Annotated in this window: 20 protein-coding genes and 1 pseudogene; 1 reads left to right on the forward strand and 20 read right to left on the reverse strand. The window is 31.0% G+C overall.

Going from position 1 to position 20,820, the window contains the following annotated elements; translation table 11 throughout:
- Positions 1 to 33: 33 nt before the first annotated feature.
- Positions 34 to 882 (reverse strand): iron-containing alcohol dehydrogenase, encoded by an 849-nt coding sequence (locus ACI32A_RS00755; protein ID WP_439753110.1) that lies wholly within the window; start codon positions 880 to 882, stop codon positions 34 to 36.
- A gap of 62 nt (positions 883 to 944) precedes the next feature.
- Here ACI32A_RS00755 and ACI32A_RS00760 point away from each other — a divergent pair, with 62 nt between their 5' ends.
- Positions 945 to 1,382 carry a MerR family transcriptional regulator gene (locus tag ACI32A_RS00760; RefSeq protein WP_439753111.1) on the forward strand — a complete coding sequence of 146 codons (438 nt, stop codon included), beginning with the start codon at positions 945 to 947 and terminating at the stop codon, positions 1,380 to 1,382.
- 11 nt (positions 1,383 to 1,393) lie between these two features.
- Here the strand turns inward: ACI32A_RS00760 and ACI32A_RS00765 are convergent, their stop codons facing one another.
- The 19 genes and pseudogenes from ACI32A_RS00765 to eno all read right to left on the reverse strand — a co-directional run.
- Positions 1,394 to 3,277, reverse strand: a complete 1,884-nt coding sequence (locus ACI32A_RS00765) for an ABC transporter ATP-binding protein (RefSeq protein WP_439753112.1) — start codon at positions 3,275 to 3,277, stop codon at positions 1,394 to 1,396.
- On the reverse strand, positions 3,274 to 5,016 hold the full coding sequence (locus ACI32A_RS00770; protein ID WP_439753113.1) for an ABC transporter ATP-binding protein: 1,743 nt from the start codon (positions 5,014 to 5,016) through the stop codon (positions 3,274 to 3,276). Before ACI32A_RS00770 ends, ACI32A_RS00765 begins: the two co-directional genes overlap by 4 nt.
- Before the next feature lie 52 nt (positions 5,017 to 5,068).
- Complete coding sequence (locus tag ACI32A_RS00775) at positions 5,069 to 5,488, reverse strand: MarR family winged helix-turn-helix transcriptional regulator (RefSeq protein WP_439753114.1); 420 nt, start codon at positions 5,486 to 5,488, stop codon at positions 5,069 to 5,071.
- A gap of 117 nt (positions 5,489 to 5,605) precedes the next feature.
- Entirely contained in the window at positions 5,606 to 6,343 is a 738-nt protein-coding gene (locus tag ACI32A_RS00780; RefSeq protein WP_439753115.1) for a sulfite exporter TauE/SafE family protein, read from the reverse strand.
- A 78-nt stretch (positions 6,344 to 6,421) separates the two neighbouring features.
- Positions 6,422 to 7,135 carry a response regulator gene (locus ACI32A_RS00785; protein ID WP_439753116.1) on the reverse strand — a complete coding sequence of 238 codons (714 nt, stop codon included), beginning with the start codon at positions 7,133 to 7,135 and terminating at the stop codon, positions 6,422 to 6,424.
- On the reverse strand, positions 7,128 to 8,627 hold the full coding sequence (locus ACI32A_RS00790; protein ID WP_439753117.1) for a sensor histidine kinase: 1,500 nt from the start codon (positions 8,625 to 8,627) through the stop codon (positions 7,128 to 7,130). Before ACI32A_RS00790 ends, ACI32A_RS00785 begins: the two co-directional genes overlap by 8 nt.
- A 31-nt stretch (positions 8,628 to 8,658) precedes the next feature.
- The gene (locus tag ACI32A_RS00795; RefSeq protein ID WP_439753118.1) at positions 8,659 to 10,077 is read right to left on the reverse strand and encodes a TrkH family potassium uptake protein; all 1,419 of its coding nucleotides are present in this window, start codon (positions 10,075 to 10,077) and stop codon (positions 8,659 to 8,661) included.
- The gene (locus tag ACI32A_RS00800) at positions 10,067 to 10,756 is read right to left on the reverse strand and encodes a potassium channel family protein (RefSeq protein WP_439753119.1); all 690 of its coding nucleotides are present in this window, start codon (positions 10,754 to 10,756) and stop codon (positions 10,067 to 10,069) included. The genes ACI32A_RS00795 and ACI32A_RS00800 overlap by 11 nt, the downstream gene beginning before the upstream one ends.
- Positions 10,746 to 11,183: an NAD-binding protein gene (locus tag ACI32A_RS00805; RefSeq protein ID WP_439753120.1), complete on the reverse strand. Its 438-nt coding sequence runs from the start codon at positions 11,181 to 11,183 to the stop codon at positions 10,746 to 10,748. The genes ACI32A_RS00800 and ACI32A_RS00805 overlap by 11 nt, the downstream gene beginning before the upstream one ends.
- Positions 11,184 to 11,193: 10 nt before the next feature.
- Entirely contained in the window at positions 11,194 to 11,550 is a 357-nt protein-coding gene (locus ACI32A_RS00810) for a hypothetical protein (protein WP_439753121.1), read from the reverse strand.
- Positions 11,551 to 11,760: 210 nt separating this feature from the next.
- Entirely contained in the window at positions 11,761 to 14,751 is a 2,991-nt protein-coding gene (locus ACI32A_RS00815; RefSeq protein WP_439753122.1) for a TOTE conflict system archaeo-eukaryotic primase domain-containing protein, read from the reverse strand.
- 31 nt (positions 14,752 to 14,782) lie between these two features.
- Entirely contained in the window at positions 14,783 to 15,094 is a 312-nt protein-coding gene (locus ACI32A_RS00820; RefSeq protein ID WP_439753123.1) for a multidrug transporter, read from the reverse strand.
- Positions 15,095 to 15,246: 152 nt separating this feature from the next.
- Entirely contained in the window at positions 15,247 to 16,002 is a 756-nt protein-coding gene (locus ACI32A_RS00825; protein WP_439753124.1) for an alpha/beta hydrolase family protein, read from the reverse strand.
- A gap of 1,239 nt (positions 16,003 to 17,241) precedes the next feature.
- Positions 17,242 to 17,430, reverse strand: coding sequence for a winged helix-turn-helix domain-containing protein (locus ACI32A_RS00830; RefSeq protein ID WP_439753125.1), 189 nt, complete (start codon positions 17,428 to 17,430; stop codon positions 17,242 to 17,244).
- Positions 17,431 to 17,673: 243 nt separating this feature from the next.
- A complete protein-coding gene (locus ACI32A_RS00835) occupies positions 17,674 to 18,036 on the reverse strand; it encodes a Fic family protein (RefSeq protein WP_439753126.1) in 363 nt (120 codons plus the stop codon).
- Positions 18,037 to 18,092: 56 nt separating this feature from the next.
- Positions 18,093 to 18,272: a hypothetical protein gene (locus ACI32A_RS00840; protein ID WP_439753127.1), complete on the reverse strand. Its 180-nt coding sequence runs from the start codon at positions 18,270 to 18,272 to the stop codon at positions 18,093 to 18,095.
- Between the two features lie 321 nt (positions 18,273 to 18,593).
- A complete protein-coding gene (gene rlmD / locus ACI32A_RS00845) occupies positions 18,594 to 19,739 on the reverse strand; it encodes a 23S rRNA (uracil(1939)-C(5))-methyltransferase RlmD (RefSeq protein WP_439753128.1) in 1,146 nt (381 codons plus the stop codon).
- Positions 19,729 to 20,328, reverse strand: coding sequence for an HAD-IA family hydrolase (locus ACI32A_RS00850; RefSeq protein WP_439753129.1), 600 nt, complete (start codon positions 20,326 to 20,328; stop codon positions 19,729 to 19,731). Before ACI32A_RS00850 ends, rlmD begins: the two co-directional genes overlap by 11 nt.
- A 55-nt stretch (positions 20,329 to 20,383) precedes the next feature.
- Positions 20,384 to 20,820 (reverse strand): annotated as a pseudogene (gene eno / locus ACI32A_RS00855) (phosphopyruvate hydratase); the annotation flags it as partial.

Below are 20,820 nucleotides of genomic sequence, written 5' to 3' on the forward strand. Positions count from 1 at the left end.
CATTTTTTTGTTACCCCCTAAATGTTGTTATTCTTAACTTAATGACATTGCTAAAGATTGTCCTAACATATGTACCATCCAGTCTGTACTTTTTCCTTTTGAAATTAGAGTATTTAATGCCCAGGTAGCTGTCCACATGATATTGCTGCGTGCTTGATAGTCTTGTGGATTTTCATTGGCAATACGACTCGAATGAATCAAAGATTTCATTAAGCCTTCACTCATATAATCACTGGTATTGTCGTCTTCTCCACTAAAATATTGTTCACAAATATGATTAAAAATATCATAAATACCAGCTACCATCTGATAATGTGGAAGACTCATTGTGTATTGTGGATTTAGAATCGAAAACTTTGGCATTATATTTTCATCTTGAAATACATGACCAATTTTTAATTTTTCTTTGGGATTTGTGATAACCGATCCTGCATTCATTTCGGATCCTGTTCCCACCATTGTGAGTACACAACCAACTGGAACAATGGGACAATCTGGTTCTTCAAAATCAATATAATATTTTTTCCATGGATCTTTTTGACAGTGAATAGAAACCGAAAGCGCTTTACTGTAATCACAAACGGAGCCACCTCCTGCTGCCAAAATAAAGTCAGCTTTGTGCTTTCGAGCAATTTCTATTCCTTCATATAGTTTATCAATCGTTGGATTTGGCATTACTCCAGCAATTTCTGCTACATTTTTTTCTTCTTCTTTTAAAATTTTTATAATTTCTTCATAGATTCCATTTTTCTTAATGGATGATTTTCCATAAACAAAAACAACATTTTTTCCATATTTCTTTAATTCAAATTTTAGATTTGATAAAGAATCTTGTCCAAAATAGAGTTTTGTTGGATTATAATATGTAAAATTTCCTAACATGGTTTTTCCTCCTGTGATATGATATTAATACCTAAAGCTAACTTTAGGTCAAGGAGAATATTATGTACACAATAGGACAAGTATCAAAAATGTTTCATTTATCCATTTCAACGCTTCGTTATTATGACAAAGAAGGTTTATTTCCTGATCTTCAAAGAGAATCTGGTATTCGAAAGTTTTCTGAAAATGAAATAGAAGCACTTCATGTTATTGAGTGTTTGAAAAAAACGGGTATGGAAATTAAAGAAATCAAACAATTTATGGATTGGTGTGCTATGGGGCCTTCTACATATCTAAATCGAATGCAGTTATTTGAAAATCGTAAACAAATTTTAGAAAAACAAATGAAAGAACTTGAAAAAAATATGGCCATGCTTCAATTCAAGTGCTGGTATTATCAACAAGCCATTCAAGATGGAAATGAAAAGCATATAAAACAAATGCTTCCTGACCATCTTCCAGAAAATATTCAAGCGTATTATGATTTAGCGCATTCTTGAAAAAAGGAGCTTTATTCCAATTCAAAAGCTCCTGTATATAATTGATAATAAATTCCTTTTTTCAGAATCAAAGATTCATGATTCCCTCGTTCGATGATATGACCATGATCCAATACCATAATGACATCTGCATTTTTGATTGTTGACAAGCGATGGGCAATCACAAAAACAGTTCTTCCTTTCATAAGTCGATCCATTCCTTCTTGAACTAAGGCTTCTGTTCTTGTATCAATAGAAGAAGTGGCTTCATCTAAAATCATAACTGGCGGATTAGATAAGGCAGCACGTGCTATGGAAAGAAGTTGTCTTTGTCCCTGGGATAAGCCACTTCCATCGCCTTTCAACATAGTTTGATACCCTTGTGGCAGCATTTCGATAAATCCATGTGCATTGGCTAATTTTGCAGCTTCTATGCATTCCTCATCTGTCGCATTTGGATTTCCATAGCGTAAATTTTCCATCACAGTTCCTGTAAATAAATTGACATCTTGTAAAACAATACCTAATGAGCGACGTAAATCCGCTTTCTTGATTTTATTGATATTAATTCCATCATAACGTATTTTCCCATCATCTATGTCATAAAACCGATTCATAAGATTTGTGATTGTCGTTTTTCCAGCTCCAGTAGATCCGACAAAAGCAATTTTTTGTCCGGGTTTGGCATATAATGAAATATCAAACAAAATTTGTTTTTCCGGTACATAACCAAAATCAACATGTTCAAAAACAACGTTTCCTTCTAATTTTGTATATGTCAAACTTCCATCTTGATGTGGATGTTTCCAAGCCCATAAACCTGTTCTCTGTTCCGTTTCAAATAAATTTCCATTGATTTCTTTAACATTGACCAATGTGACATATCCTTGATCAATTTCAGGTTGTAAATCCATAAATTCAAAAATACGGGATGCTCCGGCCAGAGCTGTTACTATTGAATTAAATTGATTGGAAATTTGAGATATTGGATTATTAAAGTTACGTGAAAGTGTTAAAAACGAAGCAATGGATCCTAGTGTTAATGTCCCTATTCCTTGTAATCCTATATTTGTTACACTTTGAATGGCTATATAGCCTCCTAAAATCGCAATAATCACATATTGAATATAGCCCAATGCATTCATCATAGGCATCATCGAGTTGGCAAATCCATTGGCATTGGCTGCGTTTTGTGCCCATGTTTTATTTTTTTCATTTAATTGTGCTTTAACTTTTTGTTCATGATTAAATACTTTAATCACTTTTTGTCCATTTACCATTTCTTCAACAAAGGCATTAACTTGCGCTAATGTTTCTTGTTGCATCATGAAATAATAACCAATTTTTCCTGTTATTTTTTTAACAATTTGTAAAATGAATATCATGGTTATAACAGCTACCAAAGTAAGTCCTATACTTACATAAAGCATACAAACAAAAACTGAGACGATAGTAAAAATTGAAGAAATGAGTTGAGGCATGGATTGTGCAATCATTTGGCGAAGTGTATCTGTGTCATTGGTATAAAGACTCATTATATCTCCATGTGTTCTTGAATCAAAAACACGAATTTCAAGTCGTTGCATTTTTTCAAACATTTCGTCTCGAATTTTCTTAAGTGTTCCTTGTGCAATGGTTACCATAACTCGATTATAAAAAAGAGTTGTGCATACACCTGCTAAATAAATAAAAACCATAATTAATAGAATTTTCATTAAGTCATCAAATACTGGTACTGAACTTATTAATAAAGGAGTAATGTAATTATCAATCAGAATTTGAAGAAACAATGCAGAAATGGCACTGACAATGGCACTTAATAAAATACAGATTGTCACAAAAATAAATTGAATTTTATATTCTTTCATATAAGAAAAGATACGAAGAAGTGTTTTCAAATCTATTTTCTGATTCATTTTTTTCTCCTTTCCTGGGATACATAAATATCTTTATAGATATCACATTTCTTTAATAGTTGTTCATGTGTTCCCATGGCTTCTATTTTTCCATCATCCATCACAATAATTTGATCAGCTTGTTGGATGGAACGAATTCTTTGGGCAATGATAATTTTCGTTGTATCAGGTATATATTCTTTTAATGCTTTTTGAATTTTCGCATCTGTTTTTGTGTCCACTGCAGAAGTTGAATCATCTAAAATCAATACTTTGGGTTTCTTTAATAAAGCACGGGCAATACATAGTCTCTGTTTTTGTCCACCTGATACATTGGTTCCGCCTTGTTCTATATATGTATCATATTGATTTGGTAAATTTTGAATGAATTCATCTGCACAAGCTAAAATACAAGCTTCTTTTATTTCTTCATCACTTGCTCCTTCATTTCCCCATCTTAGATTTTCTTTAATTGTTCCTGAAAAAAGTTCATTTTTTTGTAAAACCATACTCACAGCATCTCGAAGTATTTCCAAATCATACTTTTTAACGTCTATGCCTCCTAACAGCAAATGTCCATTATTTATATCATATAAACGAGGAATCAATTGAACTAAACTGGATTTAGAGGATCCGGTTGGGCCAATAATTCCAATGGTTTGCCCGGATTCAATATTCAAATTGATATCCGTCAATACTTTTTTATCTGCCTTAGATGCATATACAAAATCCACGTGTTCAAAACAAATCGAGCCGTCTTTGACTTCCATAACAGGATTAGCAGGATTTTGAATATCGGTTTTTTCTTCTAATAACTCCGCAATGCGTCGTGCAGAAGCAATGGATATTGTAATCATCGCAAAAACCATAGACAGCATCATTAATGCCATTAATATTTGTGTGGCATATGAAAATAATGCCGTCAAATCACCTGTCGTCATTCCCAAAGAAGCTTGGTTTCCACTTGTCACAATGGCTTTAGCACCAATCCATGAAATAAGAATCATACAGATGTACATAAAAAATTGCATAATGGGTGTGTTATAAGCCAGTAATTTTTCACCTTTGGAAAAGTCTATACAAATTGAATGGGATATTTTTTTAAATTGAGATATTTCATTTTCTTCTCGATTAAAGGATTTAATCACTCGAATTCCTCGTACATTTTCTTGTACGAAATTATTTAATTTATCATAGGTATGAAATACTTTATTAAAAACAGGTCCTACTTTGCATACAATTAGAATTAATAGAAGGGCCATAATTGGAATTACCGCAAGAAATATAAGAGCAATTCTCGTATTGATTGAAAAAGAAACAATCATGGAAAAAATTAACATGACTGGTCCTCGAATTGCCATTCGAATTAACATTTGATATGCATTTTGTATATTGGTGATATCAGTTGTTAATCGTGTCACAATCGAAGCAGTCGAAAACTTGTCAATATTTGAAAATGAAAATGTTTGTACATTATCATAAGCATCTTGCCTGATATTTGCCGAAAAACCCACTGCTGTTTTTGCTGCCATTTGCGCAGATAATACACCCGTTATCAATTGCAGCCCTGCTACAATTAATATGAGGATTCCATATTTCCAAACGTCCTCCATATTTCCAGTATCTATTCCCTGATCAATGAGATATGCCATGCAAAGAGGAATAAGAATTTCAAATGCGGCTTCCAATATGGATAATAAAATTGTAATTATAGAGCCTTTTTTATATTCTCTTAGACTCATCATTAATATTTTTATCATAATTCCCTCCTATATGTAGTGTGCTACATATAAAAGTGAAGTAAAAGCCGATTCAATCGGCTAAATTTTTTAAGACCATTTGTAATAATTCCACAAGTTGTTTTCCTTGTTCTATGGACAAAGATTTTAAAAGCCTTTGTTCATTATCCTGCAGATTTTGTTGCATTTGTTTATCAATAGATAGCGCTTGTGGAGTAAGTATAACTTTTTTATTTCTTTTATCTTCACATTGCCAAGTCTTCACAAATCCATTTTGTTCCATACGAGAAACAATTCCGACAACCGTTGGATGAGAGACGTCTAAAAAAACTTCAATTTGTTTTTGTGTTGCCTGACCTTCATGAGAACTTAAAAACGTAAGAACTCGACATTGTGACATAGTTAAATTAAATTGCTTCAATTCTGCATCTGCTTTAGCTTTCAATTTGTCATTAATACTCTTAATCAAATATCCAACATCGTTTGTAATCACAAAAATGGCCTCCTTTAATATGTAGCACGCTACATTTATAACAAATTCTTCATATGATGTCAATAATTCTATCTTATTTTTAGATAGACTTTATCAAAATTGTCACAATTCCTAAAATCAATATACAATACCTACAATTCGATTTAACTTTTTTATTTCACATTTATTCGCAAATTTTGCAGAAAAAATAGCCCCAATCAAACAAGAAAACATAATTATAGTCATTGGAAATATATATATTTTAGCTCCCATTAAAACATGACTAACAGTCCCTGTCAAAGCAACGATTGACATAATCATAGTGCTGGTACCAACAGCTACTTTCAAGTTATATCCAAGAACCAGCGTAAAAACAGTCAACATCAAAATGCCTCCACCGCTTCCAGTGAATCCACATACCCAGCCAATCAGACTTCCCAAAATCATTGCCAAAATTGTTTTGGATAATCCTCTATTTTCAGTGCTATTTGATGTGTCTTTTCCTCCTGTCACTGGTTTGACTAAAAACTTGATTCCTAAAAAAACAGTTGTAAACATAGATATATAGCCTAGTCCATTGGGTTGAGCCAGATTGAATAAATAGCCACAATAACTTCCAATCACAGTTCCAATGAATGCAGTAAACGTAACAAGAATACCTCTTTTGGCATCAATATTTTTATTTTTATAATACGTATAAGCTGAAAAGAGACTGGCTAATACATCCGAAGCCAAGGCAACAGTTACAGCATCATATCCTGGCCAATTGCATAAACTCACTAAAAAAGGTGTAATAACTACAGCTGCAGAAAGTCCTGCCAAACCTGTTACAATTCCTGCTCCTAAACCAGCAATCACATAAATAAAAAATAACATAAGTATTTCTCTTTTCTTCAGAATAATACAAAAAAACAGGCACATTCTCAATATACAATTCTGCCTGTTTGTTCAAGACTATTCTTTTAATTCATATTCTCTCATACGATATCCAACACCAATTTCTGTTTCTATATATTCTGGTTTTGCTGGATTTTTTTCTATTTTTCGTCGAACAGATGCCATTGTTGATCGTAGAACTTGAGTATCCTGTCCATATCCTTCTCCCCACACTTTTTTTAATATCGTATGATACGTTAAAATCTTTCCGGGATTTTTCATCAATAACAGTAATAATTTATATTCCAATGGTGTTAAATGAATTTGTTGTCCGTCTTTATAAAACATGTGCGCTCCATTATCGAGTTTTAGATTTCCGTTTATATAAATTTCATCTTCTTTTTTCGTTTCAATTGGATTCATTCGATAATAATGGCGCAAGGCAACACGAATTCTTGCCATTAATTCTGTAGCAGAAAAAGGTTTTGTTAAATAGTCATCGGCTCCATCATCTAATGCATTGGCTTTTTCTTTGTCTAAATATCTTGCGGATACAATAATAATAGGAACATCGCTCCATTGACGAATCTTATGAAGAACATCCATTCCATCCATATCTGGAAGCCCCAAATCCAGTAATATCAAATCCACATTTTCTTTAACAACATATGAAATTCCATCTTTTCCATTTGGAACTCCATTTACTTGAAAGCCTGCATTTTCCAATGTATAAATCATAAAATTTTGAATTTGAATATCATCTTCTATAACAAGTATCTTTTCCTTAAACATTTTGTGTTCCTTCTTTCAATGGCAATGTAAATATAAATTCAGCCCCTTTTGTATCTTTTCGATTTCGACCCGTAATCATTCCTCCATGTGCTTTTATTACGGTTTCACAAATTGTAAGTCCCAATCCAATTCCTTTTTTTGAATCTGAATGTTTATTAGATGTATAAAAGATTTTAAAAAGATTTGAAAGATCTTCTTGAGCAATTCCTTCTCCTTCATCTAAAACAGAAATCTCGACTTCTTTTTTCGTATACTTTGTTTGAATCACAATGGCTTGATTTTGTTTTGTATGTTTGATCGCATTGTCTAACAAATTAATAAAAACTTGTTCAATTAATTTGGCATCCATAGGAACCAGACAAAAATCATCTGGAATATCTACCTGAATTTCTCTTTCTGGGTGTACTCTTTCAATATGAGATACAGCACTTCCAATAATTTCTTCAATAGCTTCCATTTCTTTATGAATGACAATTTTTCCATCCTGCAATCGCGTTAAATTTAATATATTTTCAACCAGCGATTTTAGCCAATCTGCATCTTGATAAATTCCCTGAAGAAGCTTTTGACACGAATCATCTTTTTCCATCATGTCCATTAACATTTCCGATGTTCCCATAATACCTGATAAAGGTGTACGCAAATCATGAGAAATTGAACGCAATAAATTGGCTCGCTGTCTTTCTCTTTCCATTTTTTCTCTGTCTTTTATTCTTTCAATGGTAATTTCAATTCGATCCATTGCCATTGAAACATTTTCAATAATAGAATGAAGCAATGCTTTCTTTCGCTCAAACCATTCTGCATCCACTTTTTTATCTATTTTTATTATCGCTAGTAAATGATCTTTTCCATTGACTGGGTATCCATAATTTTCTTGTTCATCTATATATTCAGTACTTAAATTTGAATATATTTCCATTAATTCATCTATATTTGGAATATTTCTATGAATTTGTTCTTTTCCTGATTGTTGAATATAAATTGGATTTGTTTGATTTCCCACATAAATACATCCAACATTGATTTGTAGCAATTGGCTAATACTTTCAACTGTAATTTTTAGAACTGTTTCTAAATCTGCTGCATCCGATAATTGGCTGGAAACATTATATAATATTTGTGTTTCTTCTCCTTTTTCATTGGCTTCCTTGGTTAATAACTTTTCTTTTGTTGTCAATGTACTTGTTAAAATAGAAGTTATCAACATTATCGAAAAAGTAATAATATAAGAAGTATCATTGACAAACAATGTATGATATGGAACAGTAAAAAAATAATTGTAGCAAATGATAGACAATATTGCAGATAATATGCCAAATGTATATTCACTTGTAAATCTTGCTACTAAGAAAACAGCAAATATATAAATAACTACTATATTGGTTTCAGGAAATCCTAGTTGATGAAAGAGTTGTCCTAATAAAGTCATCAAAAAAACAGTGCTTAATAGTTTAATTAGATTTAAAATCCATTCTTTCTTTTTGTTCATTGATTTCTCCATTTTTCAATTATAATCTGTTTTATAAAGTATTACAAAATGAATTATCCTTATAAATTGCCTGAATTAAGACAAAGATTTCTAATCTACCTAAAATCATTCCGATAATTTCAATTAAAAGACAAATACAGGAAGTATTGTTATTTGTAATTCCTATAGAAAGTCCAACTGTTCCCAGTGAAGAAGCAAATTCAAAAGATCCTTCCAATAAAGTACTGCCCGAAAAAAATGTAAGAGCAATGCTTCCAATTATAAAAAAAATCAAATATGTTTGTGCATATGTTGATGCTTCTTCTACTTGTTTTTTATCCAGCAATTCTTTTTCTTTTCCTTTGCAATAATACATAAGTGTAACCATTCGATCCGGTATAATTTTCTTTTTGATATTCCATATCAGGTTTTTCATAAGCTTACAGACTCTTCCTAATTTAATCCCACCTGCAGTTGAACCAATACCTCCACCTATAATCATTAGAATGATCATAATTGCCAGTGCTGTTTCAGGCCATTGATCATACATACAAGTGGAGTATCCTGTCGTAGATAAGGCAGAAAATGCATTAAAGAATGCTAATTCACTATTTTGTCCAAATGTGTTTCCATTTTGCATCAAAAACAATGTCATCAAGGGAACAGAAATTAGAATGATTCCAAATAGAAATCGAATTTCACTGGATTTAAAAAAATCTTTAAATCGTTTTCGAAATAAAAGAAGTAATAATGAGAAATTGGTAGTTCCAATCAACATCAAAAAGATGGTAATCCATTCAACAGGAAGAGAATGATAATAGCCAATACTTTCCAATCGATTTGAAAATCCACCAGTAGATAATGCACACATGCTATGAACCAGACTATCAAAAATTGGCATCCCAAATATGCTATACAATAAAGTTCCAACAATCAGAAAAAAGCCATACATCAAGATAATGACTTTTACAGTTTTCCCAATAGTGGGCATCAATTTATCCGAATGTCCTTCTGCTTGATACAAAGTAACTGCATCTTTTTCTTGTATAAAAAGAAGCATCATCATCACAAAACCCAATCCACCAACATATTGAAGAAATCCTCTATAAAACAAATAAATATGAGGAAGTTTTTCTACATTGAGTACAGATAAGCCAGTTGTAGTAAATCCGCTTACTGATTCAAATAATGCTTGTACAGGATTTAAATTTCCAGATAACCAAAAAGGTATGGCAGCTAGAATAAAGCCATAACACCAGGAAAACACAACCAATCGATAGCTGCTTAACTTTTTCTTTTTGTGACAAATCAAAAATCCAAATCCAATCGACAGGATAGCCGGCAATAAAAATTTCCATATTTGATTTACTTCATCCAAAAAAAAAGGAATAACCAATAATGGAACGAACAAGATACAGCTTTCTAAGATTATCATTTTTCCTATATTGGACATTTCATTCTTATGAAGCATATGTTGTCATCTCCTTAATCTGATTTATTTTTGACATGTCTGAGGTAATCACCAAAAGTACATCGCCTTCTAAAATACGAGTATCTCCTCTTGGAATCAGGCTTTGATCTGATCTGAGAATGCATCCAATAATGATTTCTTTTGGTATATTCAATTCCCATAATTTTTTCCCGGCTGCAAATGATTTTTTCGAAATAGGAAGTTCTAAAATTTGGATTTTGCCATGATCAAAAGGAATCATTTGTGTCATTTCATCCATTAATGCTTGTTCTTCCATAATAGTAGTAATCATATTCAATGCACAAACTACACGATCAATTCCCATTTGATAAAAGAAATCTGTTTTTGAAGGATCTTTTAAAAGAGATACTGTTTTTTTTACATGAAAAAACTTTTTACACATTTCACAAATGATTAGATTTTCTTCATCACTATCCGTTAGCGCAATAACCACTTGACAACTTGAAGCTGAAGCATCTTCTAAAATATATTTTTTACTTCCATCTCCATAAATAACTTTCAACTGATTTAGTTCTGCTAATTTTTCACAAGCTTGGTAGTCTTTATTAATTGCAGTCACACAATATCTTTTATTCAATAAAGAAGTTGCTAAAGATTTTGCTTTATAAAATCCACCAACAATCAAAATATTTTTCTGGTCTTTCTTTTTATTCCACATGTGTTTCACTTCCAATTTCAATATAATTTCGAATTTCTTTTTCAGATAATTTGCCTGGACAAATCACATCAATTCCCATATCATTAACTAATGCGATTTTTTCTTCATCATATATTCTTGCAACTACTTTAGGAATATGAAATACATTTTTAGCAATCTGCGCACAACATATATTTACGCAATCATGATTTGTAAGAGCAATAAATACAGAAGCACTACAAAGATCTGTTGTTTTTAATTTTTCAATATCTGTTGCATCAACTGTTAATGTTAGTCCTCCATAATAATAAGGAAGCTTACGAAAAGCTGTTTTATCACAATCCAATATCACTACATCTTTTTTCTTTTCTGATAGTTTTCCTGCAATAGTAGCTCCCAATCGTCCACATCCAGCAATTACTGTGCAACCATTTCCTTTTTCCGTCATATCATTTCTCCTATTTTCTAACAAGATGTCTTACATTTTTTGAATCATAAACAACTTTAAATTGTGAATCATTTTGTATAGGACAATCATTTTCTGAATAAGCACAACTTTTTGATGTTTCCAAAGATCCATATTGTTCCATGTTATAGCGAGCAGGAATATAAGTTGGATCCAATGCATAAGCTGCACGAAAATGCTTCATTGCCAATACATGATTTCTTTCTTTTTCCATCAATATTCCCATCAAATTATGAGGAATAGCAGAATGTGGATTTTGAAACATGGCTTCTTTTAATTTATTTTCACATTCTTTATATTCTTGGCAATAAATGAGTTGTTTACATATATCTTCTAATGTGTCATGCATTTAGAGTTCCTTCTTTCTTTTGTACATGAAGTATATATTTTTTCTTGTGAAATCGGTGTGAAAATATATTTTATCGATATAAAAATTTTGTGAGAATTTAAAATGGATGTTAAAAATGTATAAAAAAATGGATATAAAATTCTATTTAGAATCTATATCCAATATTCTTGTTGATTTCACATTTTCTAAAAATTCCATAGATTTTCAGGTTTATGCTTCTATAAAACAAGAAGTGCAAAACATATTAGCAGAATCATCTATGTTTCCAAACGCAATTTCTAATAATTCTGCAGCCACCTGATAATTATGAATACGCATCAAATTATCCCATACATCTACTTTCCCTAATAAATTCATTCCTCCATGCCAAACCAATTCATCGTCAATTACCGCAAATCTTTCTTCCACTTCTGTTTTTTCTATTACATGAATTCCAATTTGTTTCATTTCTTTGATTAATTCATAATAAATATCAATATTTCCGAATTTTATTTCTTCCGGTATAGTTGTAATAATCGTTATACTTACTCCTTTTTCTTGCCGATTCTTTACCAATGATATAAATCGCTCAATTTTATTTTGACATATATCTGGACTCGAAATCACTATCATTTTTTCGGCTTCAACAATATCTTGTTCAAATTTTTCTATATAGTTTTCAGAATCATAGATTGCGTTTGTTTGTTGTTTAGATTGTTCTTTTTCATTCCAAATTGAAAATCCAATTTTCTTATATGTTCTCAATCTTTTTGCATACATTTTATTAAAAAAACGAATATGAGAATCAATATAATCATAAATAAATACATTTTCTTTACCTTCATAATCTCGATTTAATCTACCCGCATATTGCTCAAGTCGCCCTTCAAAAGATACCGGTGCTGCTAACATTAATACATCGAGTCGTGGTAAATCAAATCCTTCTCCTATTTTTTGTCCAGTAGCAATCAAGATTAGTGTATCTTCTTTTGGTATTTGTTTTAATTTTAACTGTATTTCTAAATTTTGCTTGTCTGTATTATCACCATATAGAAGAAATACATAATCTGCTTGATCTTTTAAAGAGTCATATAGCAATTTCGCATGTTCTTTAAATCTTGTTAGAATAACGGGCGTCTGTTTCTTTGCGATGCAATCAATTACATCATTGATAATCATTTCATTGCGGATTTCACTCATGCTAATTAAGCTATAAGCTTTATTAATGTCATCTTTACTATCACTTGTATCTATAACTCTTGTATATCTAGGAACAAAATAATGTCCAATTCCTTGTTCTTTTGCACGTTCTAAAGCAGTATATCGGTGTCTTACTGGTCCAAACATCATAAATATATTTTTATCCATATTATCCGATCGCTTTATGGTAGCTGAAACTCCATATACATATTTTGCATTTACTTTTTGTAATATTTTCATGGATGTATTGGATGCTGCATGATGACATTCATCCATGATGACCATGCCATAAGAATTTATGAGTTCATTATAGTTTCCTTTATTATACAAAGAACCTACCATCGCAACATCAACAATTCCTGTTAAAGTATTTTTGTTTCCATGTAAAATACCAATTACACTATCTCTTTTTTTCTTTTTCCCTGTTTTTGTTTCATATTCTGGGAGTTCTTCTCTTATTTCTAAAAAATTATTTAATTCTTCAACCCATTGATAAAGAAGATCTTTTTTATGCAACAAAATAAGTGTATTTACTTTTCGTTCTGCAATCAAATAACTGCAAACAACTGTTTTACCAAAAGCGGTCGCTGCATTTAAAATTCCATCCGTATAAGACAACAGTTTTTCAGTAGCTAATTCTTGTTTAACTCGTAAATCCCCTTTAAACGAAACTCGAATTGGATGTCCTTTCTCTCTTTGATCTGAAATATCATAAATAATTCCAGCTTCTTTACACTTTTCTATGATTTGTTCTCTTAATCCTCTTGGAACTTTTATATAACCATCTTCATCTTTTCCCAAATAAATCGTACTAAAATTGTAATAATTAGAATATCCCAGTCTTTTATTTTTATAAAACTCTGGATTATCAAAAGCTGCCATACTTCGAATTTGATTTTGAATTCTTGGCATGAGATTTAATGTATCTATATAAACGCCATCGCTTAATACAATATGAAACTTTCCAATAACATCTTCTTTCACAAATCGAGTATTCTTCTTCCATGGTTTTGGTCTATCATTCAATAATGAATTCGTAAACAATCCTTTTTCCTCTGACAACTCTTCTTTCCACGTTGACATGAATTGCTCAATTTCTTCCAAATCTAATTTCTTTGTCTTATTTAGTAAAACATCCCATTGATTGGGATATGCATTCCAATTTTCGTCCACAAAAGCACTGTTTCCTTTTTTTAGTGCTTGTCCTTGCAAAGGAAGAGCTATCAAATTACCTATACTACTTGCAACATCTTGAGAAGGATACATTCGGTCATAATAATGAAATGATTTTAAATTAACTAAAGTAGATCCTTTATCCAATAATAAAAAACCAAAATTTCTTGCCAATGAAGCAGAAATTGCTTTTTTAAAGAAAATCCAGACATGAGCTCCTTTGCCAGACCTTGATCTTTCAACCAATGGTGTTATACCATTTTTTATACATATTTTTCTTAATGCATCTACTTCTTTGTGCCATTCATTATCTGTATTCGCAAAATCTGTTAACTCCGATCCTTTTTCATGATTATCAAAATCAAATACTATAAATCTACAAGTTCCATTCGCCAGAAGAGGATATACCCCAATCACATCCGATCCATCTTCTTTATATCCTAGTAAATGTGATATTATTTTTTTTGCATCTAATTTTATCCATTCTTTATGATTACATTCATCACAAAAAGCTTTCCCTCTTTGTTTTGGACAAATTTCTTTCCATCGATTTGCACATTGAGGAAAATATCCACCGTTTTTACCTCGCTTTGCATAAACATCTTCTCTAGCCCAAAACATAGAATAAAAACGCTTTGCCATTTCTTCTGTGATATAGTTTGGTTTATTGATTCGTGCTCCCTGATCTGGATCATATTCTTCAACATTTTCCATCATTTCTTCAAATGGATTGACTGTTTCAAAAGGAATATTTTCTTTTTTCAACTTTTCTTTTAAAGATTTATTTTCTTTTTCTAACAATCTGACAATTTTTCTTAGAGAATTCACATCATAGGCTTCTATATTCAAGACAATCACCTTCAAATCTTTTTCATAAGAATTATCTTAAGATTATTTTTACTTTTTCTTTTACATCATCACTAAATTCTTCTAAATCTTCCATGGTAATAACACCATCATCAATCAAATTGACAATGTCAACAATCATATTTGATGGACGTAAAGTCATAAATACACCTGGTTTCTTTTTATCTTTTTGTATTTGTTCTTCGAGAGTCCAGAATTTTTCAGAAGCAGTTTTTTCTTCATTTAATAATTTTATGTATTCTTGAATCAAACGTTCCATATAATTTTCTTGCCAAATTTTAATTTTACTTTTGAAAATTTTCAAATCTTGTTTTGAACATTCCATAATTATTCACTCCTTTTTTGAAATATATTTAAATAATCATTTCATCTTCAATTATTTTTCATCAATGAACTGTATGTTATTTTTATAATATCCTTTATGACTTATATATAAAAAAGCCTATTTCCATTATAATACGAAATAAGCCATATATTTTATAATTCAAAAAAATCCAAGACAGCCTTTGTTGCCACTTCCATGCAAGCTGGATTTTGAAAACGATGATCTGCATTTTCTACTGGAATAAATTCAATGATATTATCATCCGCAAATTGTTTGACCTCATCAAAAGATACTACTTCATCCTTGGTTCCATGTAAAATTATAATATCTTCTGCATACTCAATATATTCAGTTTTTCGAATATCATTTTGTTCTAGTTCCATTAAAAAAGAAGGATTTACTTCAATCTTTCGATCAAAACCAACTTTTACATTTTTCCCTTTGCGTATTTTATCAAGTTCATCATTTTTCATGATTGTTTTAGTTAAGACATCTGCCATATTTATTGCGGGACAACGCAATGCGATTTTCACAAATGGATTTTCATATTTTTTAATGTAAGTCAAAACCAGATAACCTCCAAAACTTGTGGCATATGAATAAATCTGATTTGTATGGAATTCCGTTTTGATATATTCAAGTACAAGATTCATATATGTCATACAATCTTGTAAAACGATTTTCTTTTTTACGTCATTTCCATGACTTGGAAGATCATAAATCATTACCGCAATTCCTTTATATTTTGATAAAATACGATCCGCAAATTTCTGACAGGCACCATTGTCTTTATGTCCAGCAAATCCATGCGAAAATAAAATCACTTTCTTTATTTCTATTCCTTTATTAGAATACAACTTACATCGAATATTATGACCTTCTTCATTAATTTCAAAATATTTTTCCATAAGTAATCATCTCCTATACTCTAGCCTTTATTAAAATATAACAATTTCTATATGGCTCAAACAAATCTTGAAGTTCTTATAAGCTAATCAAGTCTTGTTCTGATTGTATATTGTCTTTAAAAACATATCCAAAAATAGATGCGTATTACATGTCTTTTTACACAGAGTATAACATTTTAACCAAATTTGACAACAAATGCTTTTATTTGAAAACTAGAAATATTAAATTCATCCCATCTTTAAGTAAAACGAGTTATATCGATACTATTGCAGAAGGGTTTTCATATTTATCATCAACACAACAATTTAAAAGTTTTTAATATATACAAAATTCACACAATACTATAATTCATATCAACATACACAAGATATTTTAAAGAACCTTTTTTATGCATAATTAATAATTCCCTAGTCTATATGGCTGAAAGATATAATTAAGCTGAATGCTGTTTAATTTTTTGCCTGTAACCTGTTATGCAGAATGCATTGGGACCACCATGTGTTGTAATAACACCGCCAGTATTTATCCATCTGACTTTTTCAAATCCCAGGGAATATGAATTTCTATTATTTTTTTTTAATTCAACTGAAAATCTTGGATAGCTTACCAGCCAGATTTCCGATTTGTCCAACTTCTGCTCTTCGGTGAAATGTTTTCATCATAATTCTCCATGTCTAAAACGTACTTTAAATTATCATATTATATACCATTTGATTGAACTTCCAAATAGAAAACCTTTGATTCAAAAAGAGGCATAGTTATAAGGAAAAATCTAATTTTTCACCCATAATGATGTCTGAAGAGCCTTAATTTTTCTGATAAAGAAGCAACCACTCAACCAAAACAAAACAGCAATCTCACTATACTTCTAAAATAATTGGAGAACAACAGTACCAGACTATAGGAGAGTGATCACAATTCACACTATACCCTTTGGAAAATCAGTGGATATGTTTCCCAAAAGCGCTCTGAAACCAAAAGAAAAAGGACTATCACCCCTGGTAATGGGGCAAAAAATACTAAAATAACGCCACATTTCGGCTTATTTAGCCTGTTTCTGTGTCTTTTCTTAACATCAATATACGCACATGACGTGCATCGAAACTTTACATTGCATTAACATTCATGGGCAGCTTTGTATTTATATAATCTTTTTCATCCTAAAAAAATATATAATTTTGTTTTGCACCCTTATAGCAATACTGCAGTCTCGTATCACTCCATATATGCAAACAAAACTATATTTCAACTATCACCTTCCACTTACCATTTCGTTTGCCATTTTCACGAATTATTAAACCTTTTTCTTGCATTTCAACGGTTCTCGTTTTAACTGTTCTCTGTGATTTGCCAATAACATTTGCTAATTCTCTTTGAGGAATTGTAGGATTCCTTTTTAACTCTTGAATAATAGCTAATTCCTCCAAAGTGCAAAATTTGCACTTTGACTTGCACTTTGTTTATCAAAATCTACATGCATATATCTATTTTTTAATTCATGCCCAACATTCATCAACAGATTTTCAAAAAACATCTCTAAAAATTTTGTAGTTGCATGGATGCCATTTTGCAAATCATTATAATTAGCTCTTACTAATGCATTTCTAAAATACCATGAGTTTTCTGCAAAGGTCTCATTGCTCACAGTAAACCCAAATGTCTTTAAATATTTAATAATAAATACCGCAGTAGATCCCCTCTCCAAAAGGATGAATCTGCCAGATTCCCGATGTGAATTTTGCAATATGACGCACTGCTTCTTCTATTGATAATCCATTATAAGAGAATTCCTTTTCCTGCGAAAAGTCATAATCTAAAGTGGCACGAATGCTGTCATATGATGCATACACGACCGAGTTACCTTTTAGTACCCATTCTTTTTTTGTAATATTGTAATCACGTATTTTCCCTACATGGCTGAAAACACCCTCAAAAAGTTTACGATGTATATTCTGCCATTCCACAGGCGAAAACTGAAAAGTCTTTTCCCCAAGTAATTTTGCAATTCTTACAGAAACTATATCTGCTTCCATTTCATTTCTGTCTTTTCGTTCTTCATAATAGCTATGAATACGCTTATCTGCTTCCGTTATGCTAATCTTACCTTCAATATGTTCTTTAGCAGTTTCAATAAATACGCAGAGGGCTTAAGTCCATCTACATCTTGAAGACCAATGGCAGTCTTCCATGCATTGCTTTTATCTACTTTTTCCGGTTCGCCTTGGCGAATATATTCATTTAATTCTAATTCCCCGTTGTTTTCTGCCATGTGTATCATCCTCCTTGTCAACTATTTTTCCTTTTCATCATTCATTTTAACAAAGCCGAATTTTTAATACACCGGTTTATCCATTTGAGTTTTTTCACGAGAGTCTGTTAATAATTCTATGTCTTTTATACTTGCTCTTTTATATATTAACTCCATGATAAACAATCTCCTCATCACCATTTTTTAACCCGCAAGTTCTTTACCAAAACTATCATTTCAACGGAAAATATTTTTTTAAATTTACATTCTTGCTTTTTCAATTACTTTTTCTGTTAAAAACAAAGGAACAAATTCTCCAAAAACTCTCTGGCCCGTTTAAAATCAAAGTTTCTTTGTCATCAATACCACACACTCACAATGTGTTGTTCTTGGAAACATGTCCACTAAATCAATTTTATTGGCTACATAGCCCACTTTTCGAAATTGACATAAATCACGCATTAATGTTTTTGGATCACAGGAAATATATAGAATTCTTTTTGGATTTAGAGCACAAGCATTTTCAATAAATGCTTTTGTCGTTCCTTGTCTTGGTGGATCTAAAACAATGGCATCAAAATAAGTATGATGTTTTTTAGCTTCTTTCATAAATTCAGTGGAATCCATTTGAACAAACTGAATATTATTGACTTTATTTTGTCTAGCATTCTTTTTGGCATAGAATACTGCTTCATCATTTCGTTCTACGCCCATGACTTTTTTACAAGAATCTGCCAAAGACAATCCAATGGTTCCTGTTCCACAATATGTATCTAAAACAGTTTCATTTTTTTGTAAATGAAGCTTGCGCTTTGCTAAATCATATAATACTTCACATTGTTCACTATGAATTTGATAAAAACTATCAAATCCAAATGAAATTTTCATACCACATAATTCATCTGTTATATATCCGTGTCCATATAAAACAATAGACTCATCTTGTAAGACAATACTTGTTTTTCTTGGATTGATATTTTGTACAATGGTACGAATTTGTGGAAACTTCTGCCGCAGAGCATTGACCATATTTTTACGTGAAGGAAATATTTTTTGACTTGTGACAAAAACAACCATGATTTCTTCAGTTTTATGCGCATAGCGAATCAATACATGACGAAGCAAGCCAGTTCCTGTTTTTTCGTTATATAATTCAATTTTCATGGACTGCATCATTTTTGTGATTTCCTGAATGATTTCATTCACAATCTTGGGATGCATAAAACAATTTTCACTGTGACATACACGATGTGAATGCGCTGCATATAAACCTGAATAAATAATGCCTTTTTCTTTAGCAAAACCAACAATAACTTTATTTCGATAGGCTATATCTTTTTCAGTCATAAAAATATGATCAATTTTTAGTTTTAAATGATATTGATCGATTAAGTTTTGAACCATTACTTTTTTCTTTTGTTTTTGTTCTTCCATGGATTCATTTAAATACGAACAACCACCACATATTTTTGATACTTTACATTTCATGTAAAAATTCCTCCAATTGTTTTTTCAATGTCAAGGGATGTTTTAAATGGATTCCATAAAATCCCAGTGACTGTGCTGCTTGCACATTTTCGAGTTTATCATCGATAAACACACATTCATGAGCTTTTATTTTATATTTTTCCAACAAGCGTGTAAACATTTTTTTATTGGGTTTTACTATTTTTTCCTGATAGGAAAAAATACCTCCATTGACTTGATTTAAAAAATCATAATTTGTTTTCAAATATAAATAATTGCTTTCTGGTATATCTGAAATAATGAATTGCTGATAATTTGAAAAAAAAGACAGGCATTCTATATTTTCTGGAATTGGTTTTACATATTCAATCCATAAATCCAAAACGATTTCAATTTCTTTTCTCAATTCTGGAAACATTTGAATTCCCATTTCTTTTAAATCTTTTGTAGAATATATACCCTGATCATAAAGAATCCATTTATCGGATTTAAAATAAAAATCATAGATTTTTTGTTCTTTTTCTTTGCTTTGAATGAGTTCATTTAAAAAGGAATGAGGATCAAAAGTAACTAATACATTACCTAAATCATATACAATATTTTTTATCATAACTTGATTATAACATAAAAAAAAGGACTCATAATGAGTCCTCAAAAATCAATTCTTATTTTTTAAATTCTACATCTGCTAAATTATAGAAAGTTTTATCTCCTAAGTATTGAGCGATAGAAGCTTGTCCACGTTCATTTAATTCGTCTTCGATACGGATTAAACGGTTGTATTTAGCGATACGGTCTGTACGTGATAATGAACCTGTTTTGATTTGTCCTGCATTTAATCCAACTGCGATATCAGCGATTGTTGAATCTTCAGTTTCTCCTGAACGGTGAGAAACGATGCAAGTGTATCCGTGTTTTTTAGCCATTTCGATAGCATCGAAAGTTTCAGTTAAAGTACCGATTTGGTTAACTTTAATTAAGATGGCATTAGCGATACCTTTTTCAATTCCTTCATAAAGGATTCCAGGGTTTGTAACAAATAAGTCGTCACCAACTAATTGAACTTTTTTACCTAAACGGTCTGTCATTCTCTTCCATCCGT

The organism is Floccifex sp. (assembly GCF_051873555.1).
Taxonomy (GTDB): domain Bacteria; phylum Bacillota_I; class Bacilli_A; order Erysipelotrichales; family Erysipelotrichaceae; genus Floccifex.

Excerpts from the sequence above, each read along its gene's own strand:
- ACI32A_RS00755 (WP_439753110.1), bottom strand. The coding sequence starts at position 882 with ATGTTAGGAAATTTTACATATTATAATCCAACAAAACTCTATTTTGGA.
- ACI32A_RS00760 (WP_439753111.1), top strand. The coding sequence starts at position 945 with ATGTACACAATAGGACAAGTATCAAAAATGTTTCATTTATCCATTTCA.
- ACI32A_RS00765 (WP_439753112.1), bottom strand. The coding sequence starts at position 3,277 with ATGAATCAGAAAATAGATTTGAAAACACTTCTTCGTATCTTTTCTTAT.
- ACI32A_RS00770 (WP_439753113.1), bottom strand. The coding sequence starts at position 5,016 with ATGATAAAAATATTAATGATGAGTCTAAGAGAATATAAAAAAGGCTCT.
- ACI32A_RS00780 (WP_439753115.1), bottom strand. The coding sequence starts at position 6,343 with ATGTTATTTTTTATTTATGTGATTGCTGGTTTAGGAGCAGGAATTGTA.
- ACI32A_RS00785 (WP_439753116.1), bottom strand. The coding sequence starts at position 7,135 with ATGTTTAAGGAAAAGATACTTGTTATAGAAGATGATATTCAAATTCAA.
- ACI32A_RS00790 (WP_439753117.1), bottom strand. The coding sequence starts at position 8,627 with ATGAACAAAAAGAAAGAATGGATTTTAAATCTAATTAAACTATTAAGC.
- ACI32A_RS00795 (WP_439753118.1), bottom strand. The coding sequence starts at position 10,077 with ATGCTTCATAAGAATGAAATGTCCAATATAGGAAAAATGATAATCTTA.
- ACI32A_RS00800 (WP_439753119.1), bottom strand. The coding sequence starts at position 10,756 with ATGTGGAATAAAAAGAAAGACCAGAAAAATATTTTGATTGTTGGTGGA.
- ACI32A_RS00805 (WP_439753120.1), bottom strand. The coding sequence starts at position 11,183 with ATGACGGAAAAAGGAAATGGTTGCACAGTAATTGCTGGATGTGGACGA.
- ACI32A_RS00810 (WP_439753121.1), bottom strand. The coding sequence starts at position 11,550 with ATGCATGACACATTAGAAGATATATGTAAACAACTCATTTATTGCCAA.
- ACI32A_RS00820 (WP_439753123.1), bottom strand. The coding sequence starts at position 15,094 with ATGGAATGTTCAAAACAAGATTTGAAAATTTTCAAAAGTAAAATTAAA.
- ACI32A_RS00825 (WP_439753124.1), bottom strand. The coding sequence starts at position 16,002 with ATGGAAAAATATTTTGAAATTAATGAAGAAGGTCATAATATTCGATGT.
- ACI32A_RS00835 (WP_439753126.1), bottom strand. The coding sequence starts at position 18,036 with ATGGAAGCAGATATAGTTTCTGTAAGAATTGCAAAATTACTTGGGGAA.
- ACI32A_RS00840 (WP_439753127.1), bottom strand. The coding sequence starts at position 18,272 with ATGGCAGAAAACAACGGGGAATTAGAATTAAATGAATATATTCGCCAA.
- rlmD (WP_439753128.1), bottom strand. The coding sequence starts at position 19,739 with ATGAAATGTAAAGTATCAAAAATATGTGGTGGTTGTTCGTATTTAAAT.
- ACI32A_RS00850 (WP_439753129.1), bottom strand. The coding sequence starts at position 20,328 with ATGATAAAAAATATTGTATATGATTTAGGTAATGTATTAGTTACTTTT.